The sequence below is a fragment of the Oligoflexus sp. genome (assembly GCF_035712445.1).
GTDB lineage: Bacteria > Bdellovibrionota_B > Oligoflexia > Oligoflexales > Oligoflexaceae > Oligoflexus.
This window is the reverse complement of the sequence record NZ_DASTAT010000078.1, coordinates 1-19,178: the sequence shown is the minus strand read 5'-3', so window position 1 is coordinate 19,178 and position 19,178 is coordinate 1. Positions and strand designations below refer to the sequence as shown.

Annotated in this window: 13 protein-coding genes; 8 read left to right on the top strand and 5 right to left on the bottom strand. The window is 54.2% G+C overall.

Going from position 1 to position 19,178, the window contains the following annotated elements; translation table 11 throughout:
* Positions 1–71: 71 nt before the first annotated feature.
* The 3 genes from VFO10_RS17740 (at position 72) to VFO10_RS17730 (ending at position 3,552) form a co-directional block, all read left to right on the top strand.
* Positions 72–1,844 (top strand): ABC transporter ATP-binding protein, encoded by a 1,773-nt coding sequence (locus VFO10_RS17740; protein ID WP_325142592.1) that lies wholly within the window; start codon positions 72–74, stop codon positions 1,842–1,844.
* Positions 1,845–1,963: 119 nt separating this feature from the next.
* Entirely contained in the window at positions 1,964–2,860 is an 897-nt protein-coding gene (locus VFO10_RS17735) for a hypothetical protein (protein ID WP_325142590.1), read from the top strand.
* 113 nt (positions 2,861–2,973) lie between these two features.
* Positions 2,974–3,552 (top strand): hypothetical protein, encoded by a 579-nt coding sequence (locus VFO10_RS17730; protein ID WP_325142588.1) that lies wholly within the window; start codon positions 2,974–2,976, stop codon positions 3,550–3,552.
* A gap of 12 nt (positions 3,553–3,564) precedes the next feature.
* On the opposite strand, the gene VFO10_RS17725 is transcribed toward VFO10_RS17730, so the two are convergent.
* A complete protein-coding gene (locus VFO10_RS17725; protein WP_325142587.1) occupies positions 3,565–4,419 on the bottom strand; it encodes a hypothetical protein in 855 nt (284 codons plus the stop codon).
* A 300-nt stretch (positions 4,420–4,719) separates the two neighbouring features.
* Between VFO10_RS17725 and VFO10_RS17720 the strand changes: the two genes are divergently transcribed.
* The gene (locus VFO10_RS17720; protein ID WP_325142585.1) at positions 4,720–7,326 is read left to right on the top strand and encodes an Hpt domain-containing protein; all 2,607 of its coding nucleotides are present in this window, start codon (positions 4,720–4,722) and stop codon (positions 7,324–7,326) included.
* Here the strand turns inward: VFO10_RS17720 and VFO10_RS17715 are convergent.
* Complete coding sequence (locus VFO10_RS17715) at positions 7,248–8,228, bottom strand: hypothetical protein (protein WP_325142583.1); 981 nt, start codon at positions 8,226–8,228, stop codon at positions 7,248–7,250. The two genes, VFO10_RS17720 and VFO10_RS17715, sit on opposite strands and share 79 nt — an antisense overlap.
* A 229-nt stretch (positions 8,229–8,457) precedes the next feature.
* Between VFO10_RS17715 and VFO10_RS17710 the strand changes: the two genes are divergently transcribed.
* Positions 8,458–10,344 carry a hypothetical protein gene (locus tag VFO10_RS17710; protein WP_325142581.1) on the top strand — a complete coding sequence of 629 codons (1,887 nt, stop codon included), beginning with the start codon at positions 8,458–8,460 and terminating at the stop codon, positions 10,342–10,344.
* Positions 10,345–10,429: 85 nt separating this feature from the next.
* Positions 10,430–11,923 (top strand): cryptochrome/photolyase family protein, encoded by a 1,494-nt coding sequence (locus VFO10_RS17705; protein ID WP_325142579.1) that lies wholly within the window; start codon positions 10,430–10,432, stop codon positions 11,921–11,923.
* 65 nt (positions 11,924–11,988) lie between these two features.
* Here VFO10_RS17705 and VFO10_RS17700 read toward each other — a convergent pair whose 3' ends face one another.
* From VFO10_RS17700 to VFO10_RS17690, 3 genes are all read right to left on the bottom strand, one after another.
* Positions 11,989–13,416 carry an Hpt domain-containing protein gene (locus tag VFO10_RS17700; protein ID WP_325142578.1) on the bottom strand — a complete coding sequence of 476 codons (1,428 nt, stop codon included), beginning with the start codon at positions 13,414–13,416 and terminating at the stop codon, positions 11,989–11,991.
* Between the two features lie 719 nt (positions 13,417–14,135).
* Positions 14,136–16,283, bottom strand: a complete 2,148-nt coding sequence (locus tag VFO10_RS17695; RefSeq protein WP_325142576.1) for a hypothetical protein — start codon at positions 16,281–16,283, stop codon at positions 14,136–14,138.
* A gap of 43 nt (positions 16,284–16,326) precedes the next feature.
* Entirely contained in the window at positions 16,327–16,833 is a 507-nt protein-coding gene (locus tag VFO10_RS17690; RefSeq protein WP_325142574.1) for a hypothetical protein, read from the bottom strand.
* A gap of 273 nt (positions 16,834–17,106) precedes the next feature.
* Between VFO10_RS17690 and pruA the strand changes: the two genes are divergently transcribed.
* Both pruA and VFO10_RS17680 read left to right on the top strand, forming a co-directional pair.
* Positions 17,107–18,750, top strand: a complete 1,644-nt coding sequence (pruA, locus tag VFO10_RS17685; protein ID WP_325142572.1) for an L-glutamate gamma-semialdehyde dehydrogenase — start codon at positions 17,107–17,109, stop codon at positions 18,748–18,750.
* Positions 18,751–18,855: 105 nt separating this feature from the next.
* Positions 18,856–19,178 (top strand): redoxin domain-containing protein (locus VFO10_RS17680; RefSeq protein WP_325142570.1); only part of this gene is annotated, 323 nt, incomplete at its 3' end.

Sequence of the window (19,178 nt, the reverse complement as noted above, 5' to 3'; positions counted from 1 at the left end):
GTGAGGCCGTTGGCGAATAGGACTCCTTGTGCTAAAGGTTAAGTCCTGCAAACCTTGCCACAGGAGATCCCATGTCCGCCCCCGATCACCTCAGCCCCATGCAAAGACTCTGGGATTACGCCACCCCCTTTCGTCAGAAAGCGCTGGTGGCGGCCGTCTATTCCACGCTGAATAAAATCTTCGATGTGCTGCCCGAGGTCCTGATCGGTGTGGCCATCGACATCGTGGTATCACGGGACCAAAGTTTTCTGGCGCGCGCTGGAATCACAAGTCCTGTGCAGCAGCTCGGCGTTCTGGCCTTTATCACCTTTCTGATCTGGCTCTTCGAATCCATCACGGAATATGGGGCTTTGGTGCGCTGGCGAAATCTTGCGCAGCAGCTGCAGCATGCTCTACGCATGGATGGTGTGCGGCATATCCAAAAGCTGAGCTTATCCTGGTATGAAAAACAAAACTCAGGACGCCTCCTTTCCATCCTGAACGATGATGTGAACCAGGTGGAACGCTTCCTGAATGAAGGCACGCATAAGTTCATTCAGCTCTTCGTGTCCTCGCTCCTGGTCAGCGCCGTCTTCTTCTATCTGTCGCCGATCGTCGCCGCCTTCGCGCTTTTGCCTATTCCCGTGATCCTTTATGGGGGCTTTCGTTTCCGCGGCCGACTCGCCGGGCGTTACGCGGCGGTTCGCGAGGCTGCTTCCATGCTGGGGGCAAGGCTGTCCGGCATCATCACCGGGGTTGTCACGATTCGCGCCGCGGTTGCCGAGGATGAACAGGTCCAACTGGTGAACGATGCGTCGCAGCATTACATCGAAACCAATCGTGAGGCCATTGCCCTTAGTTCGGCCTTCGTGCCCATCATCCGCATGTCGGTGCTGGCCGGTTTTCTCTTCACGCTCGTCCTCGGAGGCTGGCAAACGCTCAACGGCGATCTTTCCCCCGCGGCCTATACCGTCCTGGTGTTCCTGACCCAAAGGCTCCTTTGGCCCTTCACCGCATTCGGAGAACTTTTGGATCTTTATGAAAGGTCCATGGCCTCGGTCAAGCGAACCCTCGATCTGATCACAGCCAAGGTCGGCATCGTCGATCCACCGCAAACCGTGGCCATTGGCCGGAGTCGCGGTGCGCTGAGCTTTCAGGCTGTGGATTTCTCGTACTCCGATTCCTCCCCTCTTCTGAAAAATTTCAATCTGGATATCAAGCCCGGGGAATTCATCGGCCTTGTGGGTCCAACGGGAGCCGGCAAGAGCACGGTCATTAAACTGCTGCTCCGCTTCTACGATCCGACGCGCGGAACGGTCACCATTGATGGCGTTCCCTTGACACAAGTTGCCCAAAAGGAACTGCGCAAAAACATAGGCTATGTGGGCCAGGACGTGTTCCTGCTCGACACCAGTATGCGCCAGAACCTGAAGATGGGAAAACCTGAAGTCACGGATGAAAGCCTGCTGGAGGCTCTTGATGTGGCGGCGGCCAGGGACTTTGCCCTGCAGCTGCCCCAGGGCCTGGATACTTTGATCGGGGAACGCGGACAACGTTTGTCCGGTGGACAAAGACAAAGGATCACCATAGCCCGTGGCCTGCTCGGCGACCCGCCGATTCTGATCTTCGATGAAGCCACGTCCGCCGTGGATAACGAAACCGAGGAAGCGATCCAGCGTTCCCTGCAAAAGCTCGCGCATCAAAGGACATTGATCGTCATCGCGCATCGCCTGTCGACGATTCGTCATGCGGATCGGATTCTGGTGTTGGATGAGGGACAGATCAAGGAGGTCGGAACCCATGAAGAGCTTTTGGAGCAGAAGGGCCTTTACACAAGACTCTGGAACATTCAGACGGGGAATTGATGGTTAGTCTTAACCACGTCTATTTGCATGCTCAAATAAGATAGTGGACTGGCTGGCCAAACCTAGTCTTTTGGAGGGAAGGCCTGATAGGACTGTGGGCGTAACATTTGGAGGTTCTGATGAATTCCTTTTTCGCCCGTACCACACTTTTGGGTCTGTCCTTGATTGCCTCGGCCGCTGCGGCCAAGCCCTTTCAAAGTCTTGATACGATCAAGGCTGAGTTCACTGCGCTGGGTTCCCCGCGCTATGTCAGCGCCACGGCGACCATCAATTACGCCAAGGATACCCTGGACCTCGTCCTCGTGCCTGTTTGCAATCCTGCCGAAGGCTGCGACGTCAACGAACCCGCCACCGCCGCCTACAGCTTTGAAAGCGTCAACAGCACCGTGGACCGCTGCGGAGTCGTGAAGACTGTGGCCCTTATGGATTATATTCCTGTCGACGGCACCCGCACCCAGGTGACCCTGACCGACGCCAGCAATTTCAGCTGCCGCGGCCGTAAACCTGCGGTCGCCACTTTGAACTTCGAGCAGAAGTGGTATGATCGCATCAACGGGAAGTGGATTCAGATCCGCGATCGCTTTGCATCCGATTATGTGGAGACAGCCGTGGCATTTCAAGGCGTGATTCGCGCGGAACTTGAGTCGGTCACATCACAAGCCTTCAAGGGCGGCAGCCTTTTCTTCGACGGTCGCAAGACTTACGTGGAATTGACTTTGAATCCTGTCGACGGTTCCGAGTCGCAAATCTTCACCTTCGATAACGCCTACACGACCGTGAACGACTGCGGCATCATTCAAACTGTGGCGTCCTTTGATAATAAGCCTGTCGATGGCCCAGCCATGAAGGTGACGATCAACAACAACCGCAACAACACCTGCCCCACCTTCGCGCCGCTGAATACTTTGGATGTCGTGGTGGAAAACGAATACTATTCGCGTCTGGAACGCGGTCTCGTGAAGACTGTGGATCTTTTGAAGGCTGATGATATCGCTTTGATCAAGCCGGGAAAATAAGCTGATTCCTTTTCGCGGCCGGATGCTCTGTCCGGCCTATTCTTACCACAAAAAAAGCATTGACGGTTTTCTTGCTCAGGGTTTCGTCCGAATGATCCTCAAAGGAGAATTCCATGGACGCTCATCCCGTTGCCCCCATCGAATCGGCTGCTCCCACGACCAGGCTACCCGTGCTCTATGCACCAGGCCTTCCCAAATTTATCGTCATGAATATAACGACCTTCGGCCTTTACACCATCTACTGGGGCTATCGAAACTGGAAGCTGATGCGCGTGGCTGAGCGAACCTTTGCCTGGGCGCCGCTGTGCGCTCTCTTCCTTCCGCTCACGCTTCGCTCACTCCTGGACAAGACAGAGAATGAACGCGTGGCCCTATCCGTTTCCAACCGGCAGCTCACAGTGCTGGCGATTCTTTTCTTCGCCTTGAACGTGATGTCGCATATCCCGGGCTATGGCGAGGTCATCAGCCTCTTCGCGTTTGTGCCCTTGATCTTTGTGAATCAGTATTTTGGCAGGATCAATCGACTGAACCAGCATGATGCAGCGGAAATCGAACGCTTTTCGGTAGGGAATTTGGTCTTTGCCATCCTGGGTTCCCTCCTGATCGCCTTGGCCCTGTGGGGTTTGTCCAGCGTCCAGGAAGCACCGCAGCAGGATTCCGTTCCTGCTGCCACGACCAGGAAGAAAATTTGAAGCGGGGCGGGTTCAGTTCAGACCTTCGCTTGTCAGCTGATCGACTTCCACAGCGGCCTCGTCAGAAAATTCAGCCGTCTCGCTCGACCGTACAACGATATCCAAGGGCGCAAGGGCCACGAGCGTAGGGCAGGTGTTTTTGCGATTATCATTGATAAGTACGGTGAAGAAGCGAGCTTCGTTTTCATTCCAGACAAGGCCGGTCTGCGTTTGCACAACACCGCAGTCATTGGTGGTGGTGACGGCTTTGGTGAAGAAGAGTTCCACCGGCAGGGGCATGACCTGGGCGCAGACCATACCTTCCGGACAAACAGGCATAAGCGGCTGAAGGCTCACGTTCACGTCACCCGTCCCACGGTTCAGGACAAGGCGCCCATCCAGGTACTGACCAACCGCGGCACCTTTCAATTCAGCACTCAGTTCACGCGCGCTGACAAAGGAATCCACCGGGGCACCTTCGCGATTCTTCAAGGCCAGGCTTGCGATCAATTCAGGACTGCTTTCACAGCTATTCTCGCTGTTATTCACCAGGGTGATTTCGGTCTTGCTGCCGTCGATAGGCGCCTTCGCCGTGCGAACCTGAGTGATGATGACGCCGCAGGAATCCTTGAAGGATTTTGCGCCTTTGAAGATCAGAGTGATGGCGGGAGGAAAAGCCTGGATGCACATGCGGCCTTCGGGACAAACGGGCATGCGGGGTTGCAGCGACAGCGTGAGGGTCTTCGCCTTATAGTTCACGGTTGCTGTCGCGTTCTCATACTTTGTGGAATCGAGAGCATTCAGAACTCCCGAGAATGTTTTGGCACTGGCCAAAGTGGAAGCAATCAGGGAAAAACCAAGAACGGACGCATGAACGAGAGAATTCATCACTAACCTCCAAATTGATGAGCCTGTCTATCAAGTGGTTCCCCCAAAAGCCAGCACTGGCCAGCCAGTCGAAAACTTTTTTTTGCGAGGTTCCGTTCCAATTCTTTCTGCAGCGTATGAATGCCAAAGCAGGTTTCGCGTTTTATTCCCAATGGGATGAAATCGCCCCGCAATTTTCCTTGGTTATTGCCCCGAAATTCCGATGTAAAGAAGGAAGGGGAATGCCGAATGCCGTCCGCTCGGACAATTCACAAAGCTGGCACGAGCAGGTGGAGCTGCGGGCTCTTATGCGCTGCCTTCATGATTCTGCCCCATTCGTCTGCCAGGGCGGATGCGGAGCCGGAACCCCGCATCTCCGATTACACGATCCTGGCGGCCGAACGCTTTATCTGGATGGACGAAGGCCCCAACCTCACCCTCTCCACCGACACCGAGTCCCAGCAGTTCAAATGGGTCATGGACGATCGCCTGCAGACGCCCGAGAACCTTTATCTGGCCTCGTCCTACTATTCGAATTACCTTTTGGATTCCGGTCGCCCGGAACTGGTCCGTCCGATCTGTCAGCGGTATCCGCCTAAGCCCGATCATCATCAGTATCAGGCCAACTGCATTCTGGCTGAAGATCTGCCCATCATGGAAACGGCGCAGCGTCTTGAGGCCATTGCCGATGCCGCCCAGAAGCAGTTTCCCAATCGCCTGATAGCCTCACCGATACTGAATGTCATCGGAGCCCGCCTCTCCAATAAGGGGCACGTTCATGAATCCATCCGCTTTTATAAAAAAGCCGTCGAGGCCCTGCCCGCGGATGCGGAATTCGATATCGCTGAATCCAAACTGAACCTGGCCTTCTCATATGCGAATTCGCTCTTAAGCGAGCCGATGCAAAGACTCTCGGTGAAGTATTACAACGAGGTGCTCGACTGGTATAAAAAGCAGGAGCCCACGCCCTATATCCTCTATCAAATCAAGTGGGTCAGCTACAACAAGGCCATCGGCCACCTCTTTCTCTTTTCCGAGTATGATGAGGCTTTGAAGGCGCTGGATGCTGCCGAAGGTCACGAAAGCCTCGCCATGGATATCAAAGTATTCAAAGCCTATGTCTTCGCTAAAAACAAGCAGCCGCTCGAAGCCCGCAACACCTTGAAAATGGTCAACCTGAAAAGTTATGGCGACAAAGAGCGCCTCGCTTTTCTAAGCTGCTACGTGGACCTGACAAAACGCCTTCTGGGCGACTCGATGTCGGTTCAATCCTGTCTGAACCTGGAATCACCGCAGATGGATGTGCTTCTGGACCTCACCGATACACTGTCCCAGCTGAATCTGGAGCCCCGCGATGAAAATCGAATGTGGCGCTCGTTCTATCACTTTTTTTCGAAGCATTTGAAACCGGACTTCCAGAACTCGATGGCCACAGCCTCGTCAGAGGCCGAACTTCAGCAGGAAAAAGCTGAAAGCCGCCTGAAGGATCTGAAGCTGAAAAACCTTTCGCTCTATCAGGACCTGAGCTATGCGATGATAGCTGTGGCCGTCGTCTGCGGCCTTGCCCTCTTCCTCGCCATAAGATCCTGGCGGGAATCGCGCCGTCATGCTCAGGAGATGAGTGCCGGCAAAGCCCGTCTTCAGCATATCGTCGATAGCATCGAGGAAGGCCTGATCGTGATCCGCCCGGGTATGATCCTTGAAGCTGAAGAATCCCGTCATCTGCTCGACATCACGGGCCAAAAGAATTTACAAGGCGCAAAGCTCCAGGATCTCATGGCGCTCACAGGCCTTTCCGCTGACAGGCAGGCGATCACGGTGCAGTGCCTGGAAGCCGTCATGGGCGAAAGTGAACTGTCCTGGGAACTGAATCAGAGCAATCTTCCTGCAGAATCGCAGATCTCGGGACGCGATATCGCTTTTTACTGGCAGCCTCTCCTGGGGCACGGGGTGATTCAATCCGTGCTGCTGGTCATGCGGGATGTGACCACGATCCATACCCTGGAAAAGCAGTCGCAAAAAGCACGCGAACAGGCCGACCACATGCTGGACTATGCGCGGGAAATTCTCAGCAGTCATCCCAGGGCCGTGGGACGTTTCCTCGGCGAACTCCCGCAGCTTATGCAAAACCTTTCCCATGCGGCTCTGGTGCAAAAGGATATGAGCACAGCCAAACGCATAGCCCACAGCATCAAGGGCACGGCCAGGACCCTAAGGCTTCACGATTTGCAGAACAAGGCGCATCAATTGGAAGATGAGCTGCGTTCTGATCACGGCGGGCGTCTTGAGCCCCGGGTGGATGAACTTCGCGCATTGGCCGAAACCTATACAGCCGCGATGCAGCATGTCCTGGGTCACATCACGGATGTCGACGTCCGCAGTCTCTTCGATCTGGTGGCCCAGCATAAACCGGCCCTGGAACGTCAGCTGGCATCAGCCGGCGTTCGCCTCGGCAGCCTCGTCGTGGAGGAATCGCTATCCTTAAGTCGCTTTGAACTCAAAACCCTGGCCGATGTCGTCCTGCATGCGTTGACCAATGCCGCGGATCACGGCTTTGTCCTGCGCGCTCATGAAAAAGGGCGGCCCAGCGAGGCACGCTTTTCCGTATCCGCTTTTCCAAGGGGTGATCAGCATGTGCTCGTCCTTCGCGACAACGGCGCCGGGCTTGATCATCAGAAAATTCAGGAGCAGGCGCAAAAACATGGTTGGAAGCCTGAGCCGGGGCATAGCTGGAGCGAATTTCTTTTTCTGGAAGGCGTGAGCACGGCCGATCATGTGACGGTCACCAGCGGCCGCGGTGTGGGTTTGAGCGTCATTGGAAAGAGCGTTCAGACCCTGCACGGTCGCGTTCAGCTCTTGGATAATGACCAGGGGCCTGGTTCCATGCTGGAAATAACCTGGCCCGCCGCGCGGGATATCGCGGCCTGAATATCATCGCGTATCCTCTGCCAAACCCAGTTCGCCAGCACAGCGGATCCTTCGTCAGCCAGATGCACTCCATCAATCGCAAAGTATCGCGACCGATCCTGGTCCTGATAAAGCGGGGCTTCGGAGTTCGGCACATAAGTATGACTGCGAATCAATCCGAGCCGCATCGCCCGCTGCAGTTCATGCTGATAGATCCTGCAGTAAGTCTGCTTCAAACGCTCAGCCCACGCAACTGTTTGCGGATCACTGCGCGGATTGAGTTTGAGTTTGCCATCAAATCCGAGCATCGACTGCACATGGGTCACGCGGGGATTTTTAATGAAGGGCAAAGCCGGCCTTTTGTTGCCGGGTGTGGACATCGCATGGACGATGTCGCCCAGACCGAAGATGACGAAGTGAGCATTGGGGCTTTTCGTGGCATTGATCAAAAGAAGCTGACGGAAAAGAGCCCGAATCTTCTGCGGACTATATTTCTGGGTCAGCTCCATCACGCCCAGGTGAATGAACACAATATCCTGGTCAGCGGGAATACCGTCCGCATCCCGAAGGCTTTGCTGGAGCGTGTTGCCCACTGTGCAGAGGTTATTCCACTCGACCTGAAACGGCGAGAGTTCGGCTATCCGAGCCCGGTAACCGTCCTTGCGGTCCATAATATTCTGTGGCGACTGAGCCACACGCAGGATGCGCTGCGAAAGGGAACGAATCCGCCCCTTCACCAGCGGGCGCAGCGGTCCGGGGGTTTTGGAACTGAGGGTCAGGAGGGATTGCGTCATGGTGAAAAGCGGCAGCATCCCGACGAAGAACAGCCCATTGGGCCAGTACAAACGACGATAGCAGCGGGTATGACCCAGAAAGCCGAGATCGATGCTATTACCGATGATTGTGACCTTTAATTTTTTCATGAGCAATACTTATCCAAGCTTGGTTAGGAGCGGAAGCAATCGCGCCTGGTAGATACCACAGTGACGCGAACTGCAACAACGAAAATCCCGTCCCTCGCGAATCTCGCAAAGCTTGTCAGTCATGGCTTTCCGGCCAGTTAACCCTTTTGAATTAGTTCTTGCAAAAGACGAAAAGTCCGCTAAGGTACGCGCTCGGAATGCAGTCCCATAACCTCTTCGAGGGCCTTCTATGCGTTCGATTTTCCTCAGTCGCTTCCTTCTTCTCAGCACTCTTTTCACTCCCGTTGCGGTCGCCGCTCCGGCCTCGCAAACGGCCTGTATTTCCATGCAGGGCAACGGGGAACGTTATCCAGCTTTGATTGCGCAGGTTCTGGCCCTTCTGGAGCGCAATGTGGAACCCAGAATGATTTTTGGTGGTTCCTCGGCATCCGGCGCGGCCGCGCTTCTTCGCGGCATCCTGGAAAACCCGAGCGTGAAAGACGCCGTGGTCATCGTCGATGGTCGTGAGCTTTCGCTTGCTGAAAAAGCCGCGCGCATCGTGGCCACCACACCGGGACCGATTGGAACTGTCCTGGTGCTGCCGGGTTTGAATAAACTGGGTCACAGCATCGACTCGGCTGTGAAATATGTTGGCGCGGATCAAGTCGCGCAGGCCTTTATCGGTTATCCCGATCAGTCGATTGCCAACCTGGAAGCGGCTGTGGGACAGATTACCCTTCTGAGCGAATATTTCGCGACGGCGGATTTTTCCGCGGCTTTGCAGGAAGGCAATCTGGTCAAGCGTTCGGATGTGGTGCAGAAGGATTGGCTTGCATTCAGCGACATGCTGCTCGTTTCACCCAAGGAATTCATTCGCGCTTTGATCACAGCACCGGGTGATGCCCGCTGGAGTGAGCGCAGTGAGAACATCAAGAAACGTTATTTTGATTTGTTTTATGATGAGCAGGCGAAACCCGAAGACCGTCCTGATCCGTCCCGTCAGCGTTATAATCAGCTGCTGAAGACTCTTCAGCCGATTATCTCGCGTATTCCCGATAATCAACTGGAGCAGGCTTTCCTGTCGAGCATTTCCCTTCTGAAGGGTCTGCCTTTCGTTTCCTATACAGCCGTTGTTGCTTCGAAGCCTTTCTATCTGGCCAACGGTGAGCGCGTTCAGAATGCCTATAAAGGGCGGACCAGCGATGGTCAGTCGCGCTTTGAGATTCCGTCGGGTGTTCTGATTCACACCACGGCACGCGTGGCTGCAGCCAGACGCGGGGGCGGCCTTGTGGAAAAGAATGGGCTCGAAAACTTCTACCAGGCTTATTTCCCGAGCCAGGATCTTTACACGGATCTTTTGGATGCACGGCATGATCTGGGTGAAGGCCGCAGCTTCCTGGAATTCACCGATGATCAGGGCCATGTGCGTCCCGCCGTTGATAAGAGCAAACTGCTGGTCATGGAACCAAGGACTCTCGCCGAGGCTTTAAAAGCCTCCATCGCGGAACCGAACGCCTTCCGCCGTGATCCTTTGGCTTTGACGGCTCAGGATGTGACAGTCAATGCTTTGAATCTGGGCCAGGATAAGCTGGTTTCCTTCGGTGGCTGGATGGAGCATGCCAACCGCCGCACGATCGGCAGCCTGGACACCTGTGCAAACGTGGATTATCTGGTCGAGGTTTCCACCCTGAGCCAGGGTCTTTATTCGTTCCAGCTGAAGGCCATCCGGGCCGTGATTGCCGGCGGAACCGGGTCCTTCGTCGATCGTTTGACCGGAACCCAGGATAAGGCGGATGAGGCTTCCAAGCTTTGGATGAATGATCTTTGGAAGGCCTATACTGATAGCCGCAGCGTGCGTTCGGCCGATCAAAGCCTCGCCTTGGACTTTGACTGGGATAATGCATCCGGCCTTGAAGGCTCGGCCGCTGCCACCATGAACCCGGCCTATGATGCCAACCGGAATGCTTTCTTTGTAGCGGCTTACCAGGATGCCTACCGTAAGCTGGAACAGAACGCAGCAGCCCCCCGCTCGGCCGGTGCGCAGCTGATCATTGGCGCGGATTTGAACCGGATGCCTTTGAAGGCGATTAGCAATCCGGCTGAGTTGAATGCGGCTGTGGACGCTATTCTTCAATAAGCCCATCAACGCCAGGGACGGTGTTGCCTTAAGCCGCTGAACGCGGCATGCTTGAAGTTCACGCTCGCCTGTGGGAGGAATGCGGATGGACGTCATGCTCGTTCTCGGCAATCAGCTTTTCAATCCAGAACTCGCGCTCAGACAGGGCCTCAAGGCCGAGAAAACCCTGGTCTACATGCGCGAGGACCGCGAACTCTGCACCCACTTCCGCTATCACCAGCAAAAAATCGTCCTCTTCCTTGCAGCTATGCGTGGATATGCCGAGGAGCTGCGCTCCTTTGGTTTTCGCGTGCATTATGAGCCGCTCGGGCCTAACAGTCTGAGTTACGATGATGCTTTCTCTTTGTTTTTGAAAGAGAACAAAGTGGAGCGGGTTTTCCATTATGAGATCGAGGATAAATTCTTCGAAACGCGGATACGGGCTTTGCTGGCGAGCCGTGGAGTCAAGGCGCAAGAGTGGGAATCGCCCATGTTTCTCACGCCGCGGCCTTTGTTTCAGGCGTATCTGAAAGACGTGAAGAAGCCCTTTATGAAAACGTTTTATGAGCGTCAGCGGCAACGGTTGAATGTTCTGGTGGATGCGAAGAAAAAGCCGCTTGGCGGTAAATGGAGTTATGACGAAGAGAATCGGCTGTCATTGCCTAAGGATCATAAAACACCGGCTTTACCGGCCTATAAACCATCTAAAATTGAAACCGAGGTCATCACACTCGTAGCGCGGGAATTCGAAGACCATCCGGGCCGAGCGTCAGAATTCTGGATACCGACCACGCGTGAGGGAGCGAGAAGCTGGCTGGATGATTTTCTAAAAAAGCGTCTGGAGGAATTTGGCCCCTATGAAGATGCCCTGCCGCGTCACTCCCCTTTCGTTTATCATTCCTTGCTGACGCCTTTTCTCAATCTGGGTCTTCTCACGCCAGCGGAAGTTTTACGTAAAACGCTGGATTTTGCAGAGAACAAGGATATTCCTCTTAATTCACTCGAAGGTTTTGTACGGCAGGTCATGGGTTGGCGGGAGTTTGTGCGTGGTATCTATCAAAACTTCAGTGAACGGCAGGACAGCACGAACTATTGGAAGCACACAAGACGGCTGACCTCGCATTGGTATGAAGGGAATACCGGGATCCAGCCTTTGGATGATGCGATTCAGAAAACTCTGCGCTATGGCTATGCCCATCATATCGAAAGACTGATGGTGATCGGGAACCTGATGCTGCTGCTCGAAGTGGATCCGCGGGAAGCGCATCGGTGGTTTATGGAGATGTTCCTGGATTCCTCGGACTGGGTGATGGGGCCGAATGTTTATGGGATGGCGCTTTTCAGTGATGGGGGCATCTTCGCGACCAAGCCCTATATTTGCGGGTCCAATTACTATCGTAAAATGGGGCCTTACAAGACAGGCAGCTGGCAGCCTGGAGTGGATGGGCTTTATTGGGGCTTCATTGCAAAGCATCGGGATTTTTTCACTCAGAATCCCAGGCTCGGGATGATGGTGAGGACGCTGGATAAGATGGATCCTGAGAAAGTGAAATTGATTGCCCAGGCTGCCGATGAACTGCGGGCTCGATTGACGCAATGAGACTGTAAAGGCAACGCAAGGGTGAAACGAGGTTCGAAAACAAAAATGATCGAGAATCCGAAGGCTCACGCAACAACTTTGCCGTCCGCGTGGAACGCCACCCGGCCTTCGACGGGCCACGATATGACCAGCATGGAACCGTGATTCTGGTCGTTGTCGACCAATTTAACGTCGCCACCTATCGCTTCCACCGCGTCCTTGATGGCCCCCATTCCAATACCGCGACCGGAAGTCGTGGAGACCTCGGCCGCAGTGGTAACGCCATCCAAAAAAAGAACGTCGGTGGCAGGCCGGTCCGGTTTTGCAGCATAGCCCTTTTTGCGACAGATATCCCGAATCTTTTCCCAGTCTATGCCAACGCCGTTATCGCGAATGAAAACAAAGTTCAGGCCGCCCTCTCTCCGGCATTCCACCTTAATGAAGGCGGCATTCACGCTGAGACCGCGCGCCGACGGCAGTATGAACCCATGATCAACAGCGTTCGTTAGACCATGCAGTATGCATTCCTTGATTTCATGGGGAACCGGCCCAAGCTCATCGCTGACCGATAGGCCGCGATAGCCAATTCGCGCTGCGCGCAGGCGTTCTGTAAAATCATCCTTGAGCGAGTGCACGACATCAAATATCGACAGCGTCCTTACCTCTCCGACGAGGAAGCTGTCCAAGGCTTGATTGTATTCTTTCAACTCCGAGATAAGTAAAGAACACTTGGACCTGACATCAGGATATTGGCCTTCTTTATAACTGGATTCAATCTCATGGGCTAAAAGTTTGACATCATTCATTTTTAGAACCCGTCCTGCGCCTTTGATGGTGTGGACGTTCCGCAGAAGCACCGGATGGCGGTCGACCCTGGATAAATCAGCCAAATCAAGCAGGTCAGTCACCAAATTCAGGGATTCTTTCAAAAACAACTGCCCGGACTTGATATTGCCGTTGATAAGGGTCTTGATTTTCGTCATCATCCTGTCCGCCTTCTGGTTGGCGGCTTCTTCAATGGACTCCTTTAAAATTTTCTCCGTCTCGTCACTGATGGATACGACGCCGCCCACGCAGACATCCTGGTGGTCGTAAATGAAGGTCCAATTCAACGTGTAGCTTCTGCCGCGATATCGGCAATTCTTCAGCAAATGCTGCTCATTGATAGTCTTGTTTATCTCCGACTCACCAGCGATTGACCTCAAGGATTCGAGGCAGAGCGATATGTTATCCTTGTCGATCTCGAATTTTTCGATCAAAGAGGCAACATCGTTTATCCTGCCGAAAACCTTTTCGAGTTCGTTGCTGGCGATTTTTATTTTCAATCCATGGTCAAAAGAAATGATCGACTCATGAATGGTCGCGAATACCGAGTTCAGTTCCATGGATGCCGTCTCTATCTTGTCTTTCTGCTCCTGTATGGCTTTTCTATTATTAAAATCAGCTCTAAGATTCCTCTCATTGAGAATGGTGAACATCACTCCCAGGGTTACGGTCGTCAGATCAACAAGCACGCTCAATGCGAATTCAAGGGTATTCTTATAATAATAGACCATCCCACAGTGTGAAACGATGACCAACAGGCCCCATAGGATATAGACTCGCGTACGCCACAGCAGGAGGGACGATATGCTGAAGTTCACGAGAACAAGTCCGGCAAGCATGAGAGGGGAATTCTTATCGGGAATTTCGCAGATGATGTAACCACCGGATATGGAAAAGATGAAGAAGACCAGAAACTTGGCAAGCGCGCCTTTCATTCCACCGGCGTTAAAGCCGAATCGGACGAGGTTTACGATGACAAGGGATGTCCCGACCCGCACGCTCAGCAAATAGAGAAGGATATCTCGTGCAAGGTAATAGTCAATGATGGACCAGGTCACGAAGAATGCTGACGCGATATAGGCGAGCTTTGCGGCGTTTGCCATTTCCTTGCGGTTGAATTCGAGGTCATATTCGGTACTGTTCCCTAGAAAAAACTTTTCAACGGCAGTCAGTATCCGCATGTCGGCCATCGCTTATCCCAGGTATCAAGTGGCCAGGAACAGGAGCTTATCCCATTCCATTACCGGCATTCGTCACACTCGATATCTTAGCATATGCGTGGCGAAAAACCGCAGCACAGGAAAACAGACGAGAGCTTTTACATAAATCTACTTAGTTTTTTGAACCCGCTCAGGCTCACACCATCGAAGAGGGTGGACCCTTTCAGGCGCAACCCTTCCGTTCGATATTACTTCAAGGTCTGAGACAAATCCGCAGACTGATCACGCTTGCCGAAGCTCATGGTCTTGAGCCCCACAGCCGCACCGGCCGTATCACGGGAAATCAGAGTGTACATTTCCCCGGCTTTCACTTTCACAGTACCGGCGGCCTGATAGAATTTCTTGGTCTCGCTGGCGGTCAGGCCGGCGATCGGCTTGGCGGTGAATACCACAGTGCTGGCATCCGCTGGGCAGGTCGTAACCTTGCCGGGACAGAAAGCGATCGAAGCGGCACCGAAGGAGGACGCGATCAGGTTCAGAGTTCCATCCCCGTTATCCAAATCCACGCGGACCTTCAGACCCTGATCCTGGTCCAAACAGGAGGCGCCTTCCAGGGTGGCTGCACCGATCAGACGATGCTTACCGAAAGCCTTGTTGATCGCGCAGTAGCTGGGCGAAGGCGTAGCTGGGTTGTTGTCGTTGTCATCCAGGCGTAAAATCGAGGCGTAGGAATCAATGTAGCGATCAGTTACGAGCAGATGCTTGAAGAAAAGGCTGGCCGTGCGCGCGGTACCTTCTTCCACACCATAAAGAGCCACAAGGTTCCGGCGCAAATCCCAGAAAGTTCCGCCGATGATTTCACCCTGGGAATGCTCTTCAGCTTCCGCGGCGTTGGCCGGTGGATAAACGCGAGGCGTCGCAGGATCCACGGTCCGCACGTTGCTCGTCGCCTGGTTCAGGACGAAACCACGACCCACGATGGGGTCACCCATGGCCAATGTCGCTGTGATATCACCGATACCTTCTGAGAAAGCGCGATCGGTAATACCAGCCTGAACTCCCACTTCAAAGTCGAGAGCATGGCCCCACTCATGGAACATGACGTCTTTGATCAAAGCCGTGTTCACGCAGGTCGTTCCACCCACAGCACCTTGAGCGAAGAAGTTCAAGGAGCCTGGCTGGAAGAACGCATTACAGTAAGGCGCATTCTGAGGACCAATCATATTCACATTGGTCCGGATACCTGTTGTCAGAAGCGGAGCCTGCTGAGGCGTCAGGAAGCGGCCGACCCATTCATTCACTTCCAAAAGCGCTGCAAAAGCATTCAAAGCAGCGGCATCGACGTTCGCAGCCGATACGACTTTGGTCACACCGCCCGCGGCAAAAGTCACGGGGAAGCTATAAGGTGTCGTATTCTGCGCGTTACCGGTCAAACTGATCACAGCGCCTTTGGGGCTGGTCAGCGTCACCGTTCCCTGCGTTGCCGTCGTATCGATGGTCCCCGTGGCATCAGCCGTCAGAGCATCGACGCGCACACCCGCCATGGGATCGATAACGACTTCCTTGGTGATATAGCTGTTTTTGAAGGTTTCCATCGTCAGCTGCTGCTTGACATGATAGCGGTTGCTTTCCGCCGCAAGGATGGAAGCCGTATCATCATCGACGATGACCTTGAAGTTTTCTCCAAGGTCCTTGTCCGCGAGTTCAAACTCGGTGGCCACGCGGAATTCATAGCGACCATCCGGAGTCTGCTGAGGATAGATCAGAGATTTCTGCCAGACCGGCTGGAGCGAGGGAATACCCGTCGCATCCACGGCGGCCTGGGCACTGACAGGCTCGGTGGCTATGCTGCGCAGCGTGATCGGACCATAGCTGCTGTTCACCACTTCACGCAGTCGGTAACCATCCGCTTCACGCGAAAAGATGAATTGCACGAAGGCGCCACGCACTTCGCGACCCTCAAATTGTCTCTGAAAGGTCACATAGGTTTGATGGGGGAAGGGTTCGTAAAGGGTATTATTGAAATTCACCAGCTCACTCACATCCAGGCCGATTTCCGCCTTGTGCGTGGCTATATAATTTTTGCTCCATTCCACTAAAGAGGTTTCGAGCGGCAGAAGAGGCTGCAGCGAGGTATCAAACAGCGCCGAATGCCAGACATCAGCCGCAGGATCCACCGCGAGGCTGAACATCGCGCGGTCGCCGCCGGCCAGATTCAAAGTGGATGCGGGACGCGGTATGGCCGGATGGTTGTAACCATAGCCGATGCTCACCTGAGTTTTGAACTCATCGCTGCCGCGTTCAATGTTGCTCCAGGTATTGGACGTGCGCTGCTCCGCGCAAGCGAAGGCGAGAAGCGATAGGACGACAAGCGCTTGTATGTGTGTTTGTTTCACCTTGATCCCCTGCCGTGTTATTCGTGTATGTCACGTCCCAAGTTCAGTTCGAAACCTCAGTGATATTCCATTCACAGCTGCCCTCATTGACAGTGCCTGCCCAGGGAGCACGGAGAATCAAGCAATCATCCACGACCACGGTGCTGCCAGCCTGAACGCTGGTATTGGCACGCTTGGCCACAAATTTCACGGCGTCACCTTGAAGAATTTCCACAACCAGCACTCCCGAGGCGGCGGGCAATTTAAGGCCTTTCAGCTCGGACTGAGTCCCGGTGGGTGTAAAGTCCTGGGTGATGGTCTGACCGCCAAAGGTGATGCGGGCTTTGAGCGCGCCGCCCGCTGCGGCTAGTTTAGTATTGGCAAGAATCACCGACGCGTCCGTCAGAGGCGCGGTGGCATTGGACTGCCCGGCAGCCGGCGCAGAATTGCCGACCTGGCTTCGATAGCTGCTGGGTTTGTACTGCGTACAGGAGGCCAAGGGCAAGCCAGAGGCCAGGAGCATGGTGGACGCCAACATTAGCTGCGTAACCGATGTATACCCCAAACGCATGCGCGAACCTCCCCCTCTTGTGCCGAGCCCATCAACGAACGCAAAATACCGTGGGTGCAGTATCGGTAAATTAAAGAAAAACTTTAGAGGGGTCCCAAGGACCTCAGTTTTCCCTGCCATTTTGAACAGATACACCCTGCGGCGGACTTGCCTTTTACCGCGTGGAGCCGCATAGTGGGGGTTCTTTCCCGCCGGATCAGGGAGTTTATGAGTCAGATACAGTGCTGGGTTCTTTCCCCCCGGAGTTTATGAGTCAGATGAAAGGATATTTTTATGGCGAATATTCGCAGTACAACCCCAACACCTCGCAATGAGCCCGTACTTGGCTATGCACCGGGCTCACCCGAACGCAGCACGCTGATCACTGAATTGAAGCGGCAGGCTGGAACACGGGTTGAAATTCCCCTGGTGATTGGTGAGAAGAAAATTCTGAACGCCAAAACCGAACATAAGGTCGTGAGTCCGCATAAGCATGCGCATCAGCTCGCGACCTATACAGCCGCGACCGCTGAAGACGTCCAGGCGGCGATTCAATCGAACCTTGCTGCCCGCAAGGAATGGGCGGCTTTGAACTGGGAGGATCGCGCAGCGGTCTTTCTGAAAGCGGCCGAGCTTTTAGCCGGTAAATATCGTCCCGTGATCAATGCCGCGACCATGCTGGGCCAGAGCAAGACCTCGCATCAGGCTGAAATTGATGCGGCGTGCGAACTCATCGACTTTTTCCGCTTCAACGTGCATTTCGCAGAACGCATCTATAGCGAGCAGCCGCAGTCCGCACCGGGCATGTGGAACCGAAGCGAAGCGCGGGGCCTGGAAGGCTTCGTTTACGCTGTTTGTCCTTTCAACTTCACATCCATCGCGATCAACCTGCCCACTGCTCCGGCGCTGATGGGCTGTTCGGTTCTTTGGAAACCGGCACCGACGTCGCTGCTGTCTGCTTATGTGGGCATGCAGGTGCTGGAAGAGGCCGGTCTGCCTCCGGGTGTCATCAACCTTGTGGTCGGTGATCCCGCTGTGATCAGTTCGGTGGCCCTGGCGCATCCGGATCTGGCTGGTATTCATTTCACGGGTTCGACGGGCGTCTTCAATATGCTATGGAAAACCGTGGGTCAGAATATCGACCGTTACAAAACCTATCCACGGTTGGTCGGCGAAACCGGGGGCAAGGATTTCGTCTTTGCGCATCCGAGCGCCAATGCGCAGGAGCTGGTCACCGGACTCATCCGTGGGGCCTTTGAATTCCAAGGGCAGAAATGCTCGGCGGCCTCGCGCGCGTATATTCCGAAAAGCCTTTGGCCAGCTGTGAAGGACGGACTGGTTGCGACGGCTGAGCAGATCAAGGTCGGTGATCCCGCGGATTTCTCGAACTTTATGGGCGCTGTGATCGATCAAAAGGCCTTCCATAAAATCAAAGGCTACATTGATGATGCAAAGCAGTCGAAGGATGCCCGCATCATTTTCGGTGGCGACTGTGATGACAAGGTCGGTTACTTCATTCAGCCGACCATTATCGAAGCTCTGGATCCGCATTATCGCAGCATGCGCGAAGAGATCTTCGGGCCGGTGCTCACGCTTTATGTTTACGATGATGCGAAGCTGGATGAAACTCTGGCGCTTTGCGATACGAGTTCGCCTTATGCTCTGACCGGAGCCATCTATGCCCGCGATCGCCGCGTGATTGCGCATATGACCCGCGCTCTGGAGCATAGCGCGGGCAACTTCTATATCAACGACAAACCCACCGGCGCCGTGGTCGGTCAGCAGCCTTTCGGCGGCGGCCGGGCGTCCGGCACCAATGATAAAGCCGGAAGCATCTGGAACCTTCTGCGCTGGTGTTCGCATCGCACCATCAAGGAAACCTTCCATCCCATCACCGACTTCCGTTATGCCTACATGGAGAACGGTGGTTCGGCATGAGTTTCTCGACCCGGCTGACGCTGTTCTTGACAGCTGCCGGGTTCTATGTTTCGATGGCGACACGTTTCTACGATGGTTCCAATTCTTTTGCCTAAGGAGTGAAAAATGGCAGTACTCGTGAATAAGCCAGCACCTGATTTCACCGCCCCAGCTGTTGTGAATAAAGAGTTCCAGGACGTTACACTGTCCAGCTTTCGCGGCAAAAAAAATGTCGTTCTTTTCTTTTACCCACTCGATTTCACCTTCGTGTGCCCGACAGAGCTGCACGCGTTCCAGGAGAAACTGAAGGATTTTAAAGCCAAGAATACCGAAGTTCTGGCCGTGTCGGTCGATAGTAAATTCTCCCATCTCGCCTGGTTGAATACCTCACGCGACGAAGGCGGAATTGAAGGCGTGACCTATCCTGTCATCTCTGACATTCACAAAAG

Bases quoted from the DNA above. Each gene is read 5' to 3' on its own strand.
- VFO10_RS17740 (WP_325142592.1), top strand. From the start codon at position 72: ATGTCCGCCCCCGATCACCTCAGCCCCATGCAAAGACTCTGGGATTAC.
- VFO10_RS17735 (WP_325142590.1), top strand. From the start codon at position 1,964: ATGAATTCCTTTTTCGCCCGTACCACACTTTTGGGTCTGTCCTTGATT.
- VFO10_RS17730 (WP_325142588.1), top strand. From the start codon at position 2,974: ATGGACGCTCATCCCGTTGCCCCCATCGAATCGGCTGCTCCCACGACC.
- VFO10_RS17725 (WP_325142587.1), bottom strand. From the start codon at position 4,419: ATGAATTCTCTCGTTCATGCGTCCGTTCTTGGTTTTTCCCTGATTGCT.
- VFO10_RS17720 (WP_325142585.1), top strand. From the start codon at position 4,720: ATGATTCTGCCCCATTCGTCTGCCAGGGCGGATGCGGAGCCGGAACCC.
- VFO10_RS17715 (WP_325142583.1), bottom strand. From the start codon at position 8,228: ATGAAAAAATTAAAGGTCACAATCATCGGTAATAGCATCGATCTCGGC.
- VFO10_RS17710 (WP_325142581.1), top strand. From the start codon at position 8,458: ATGCGTTCGATTTTCCTCAGTCGCTTCCTTCTTCTCAGCACTCTTTTC.
- VFO10_RS17705 (WP_325142579.1), top strand. From the start codon at position 10,430: ATGGACGTCATGCTCGTTCTCGGCAATCAGCTTTTCAATCCAGAACTC.
- VFO10_RS17690 (WP_325142574.1), bottom strand. From the start codon at position 16,833: ATGCGTTTGGGGTATACATCGGTTACGCAGCTAATGTTGGCGTCCACC.
- pruA (WP_325142572.1), top strand. From the start codon at position 17,107: ATGGCGAATATTCGCAGTACAACCCCAACACCTCGCAATGAGCCCGTA.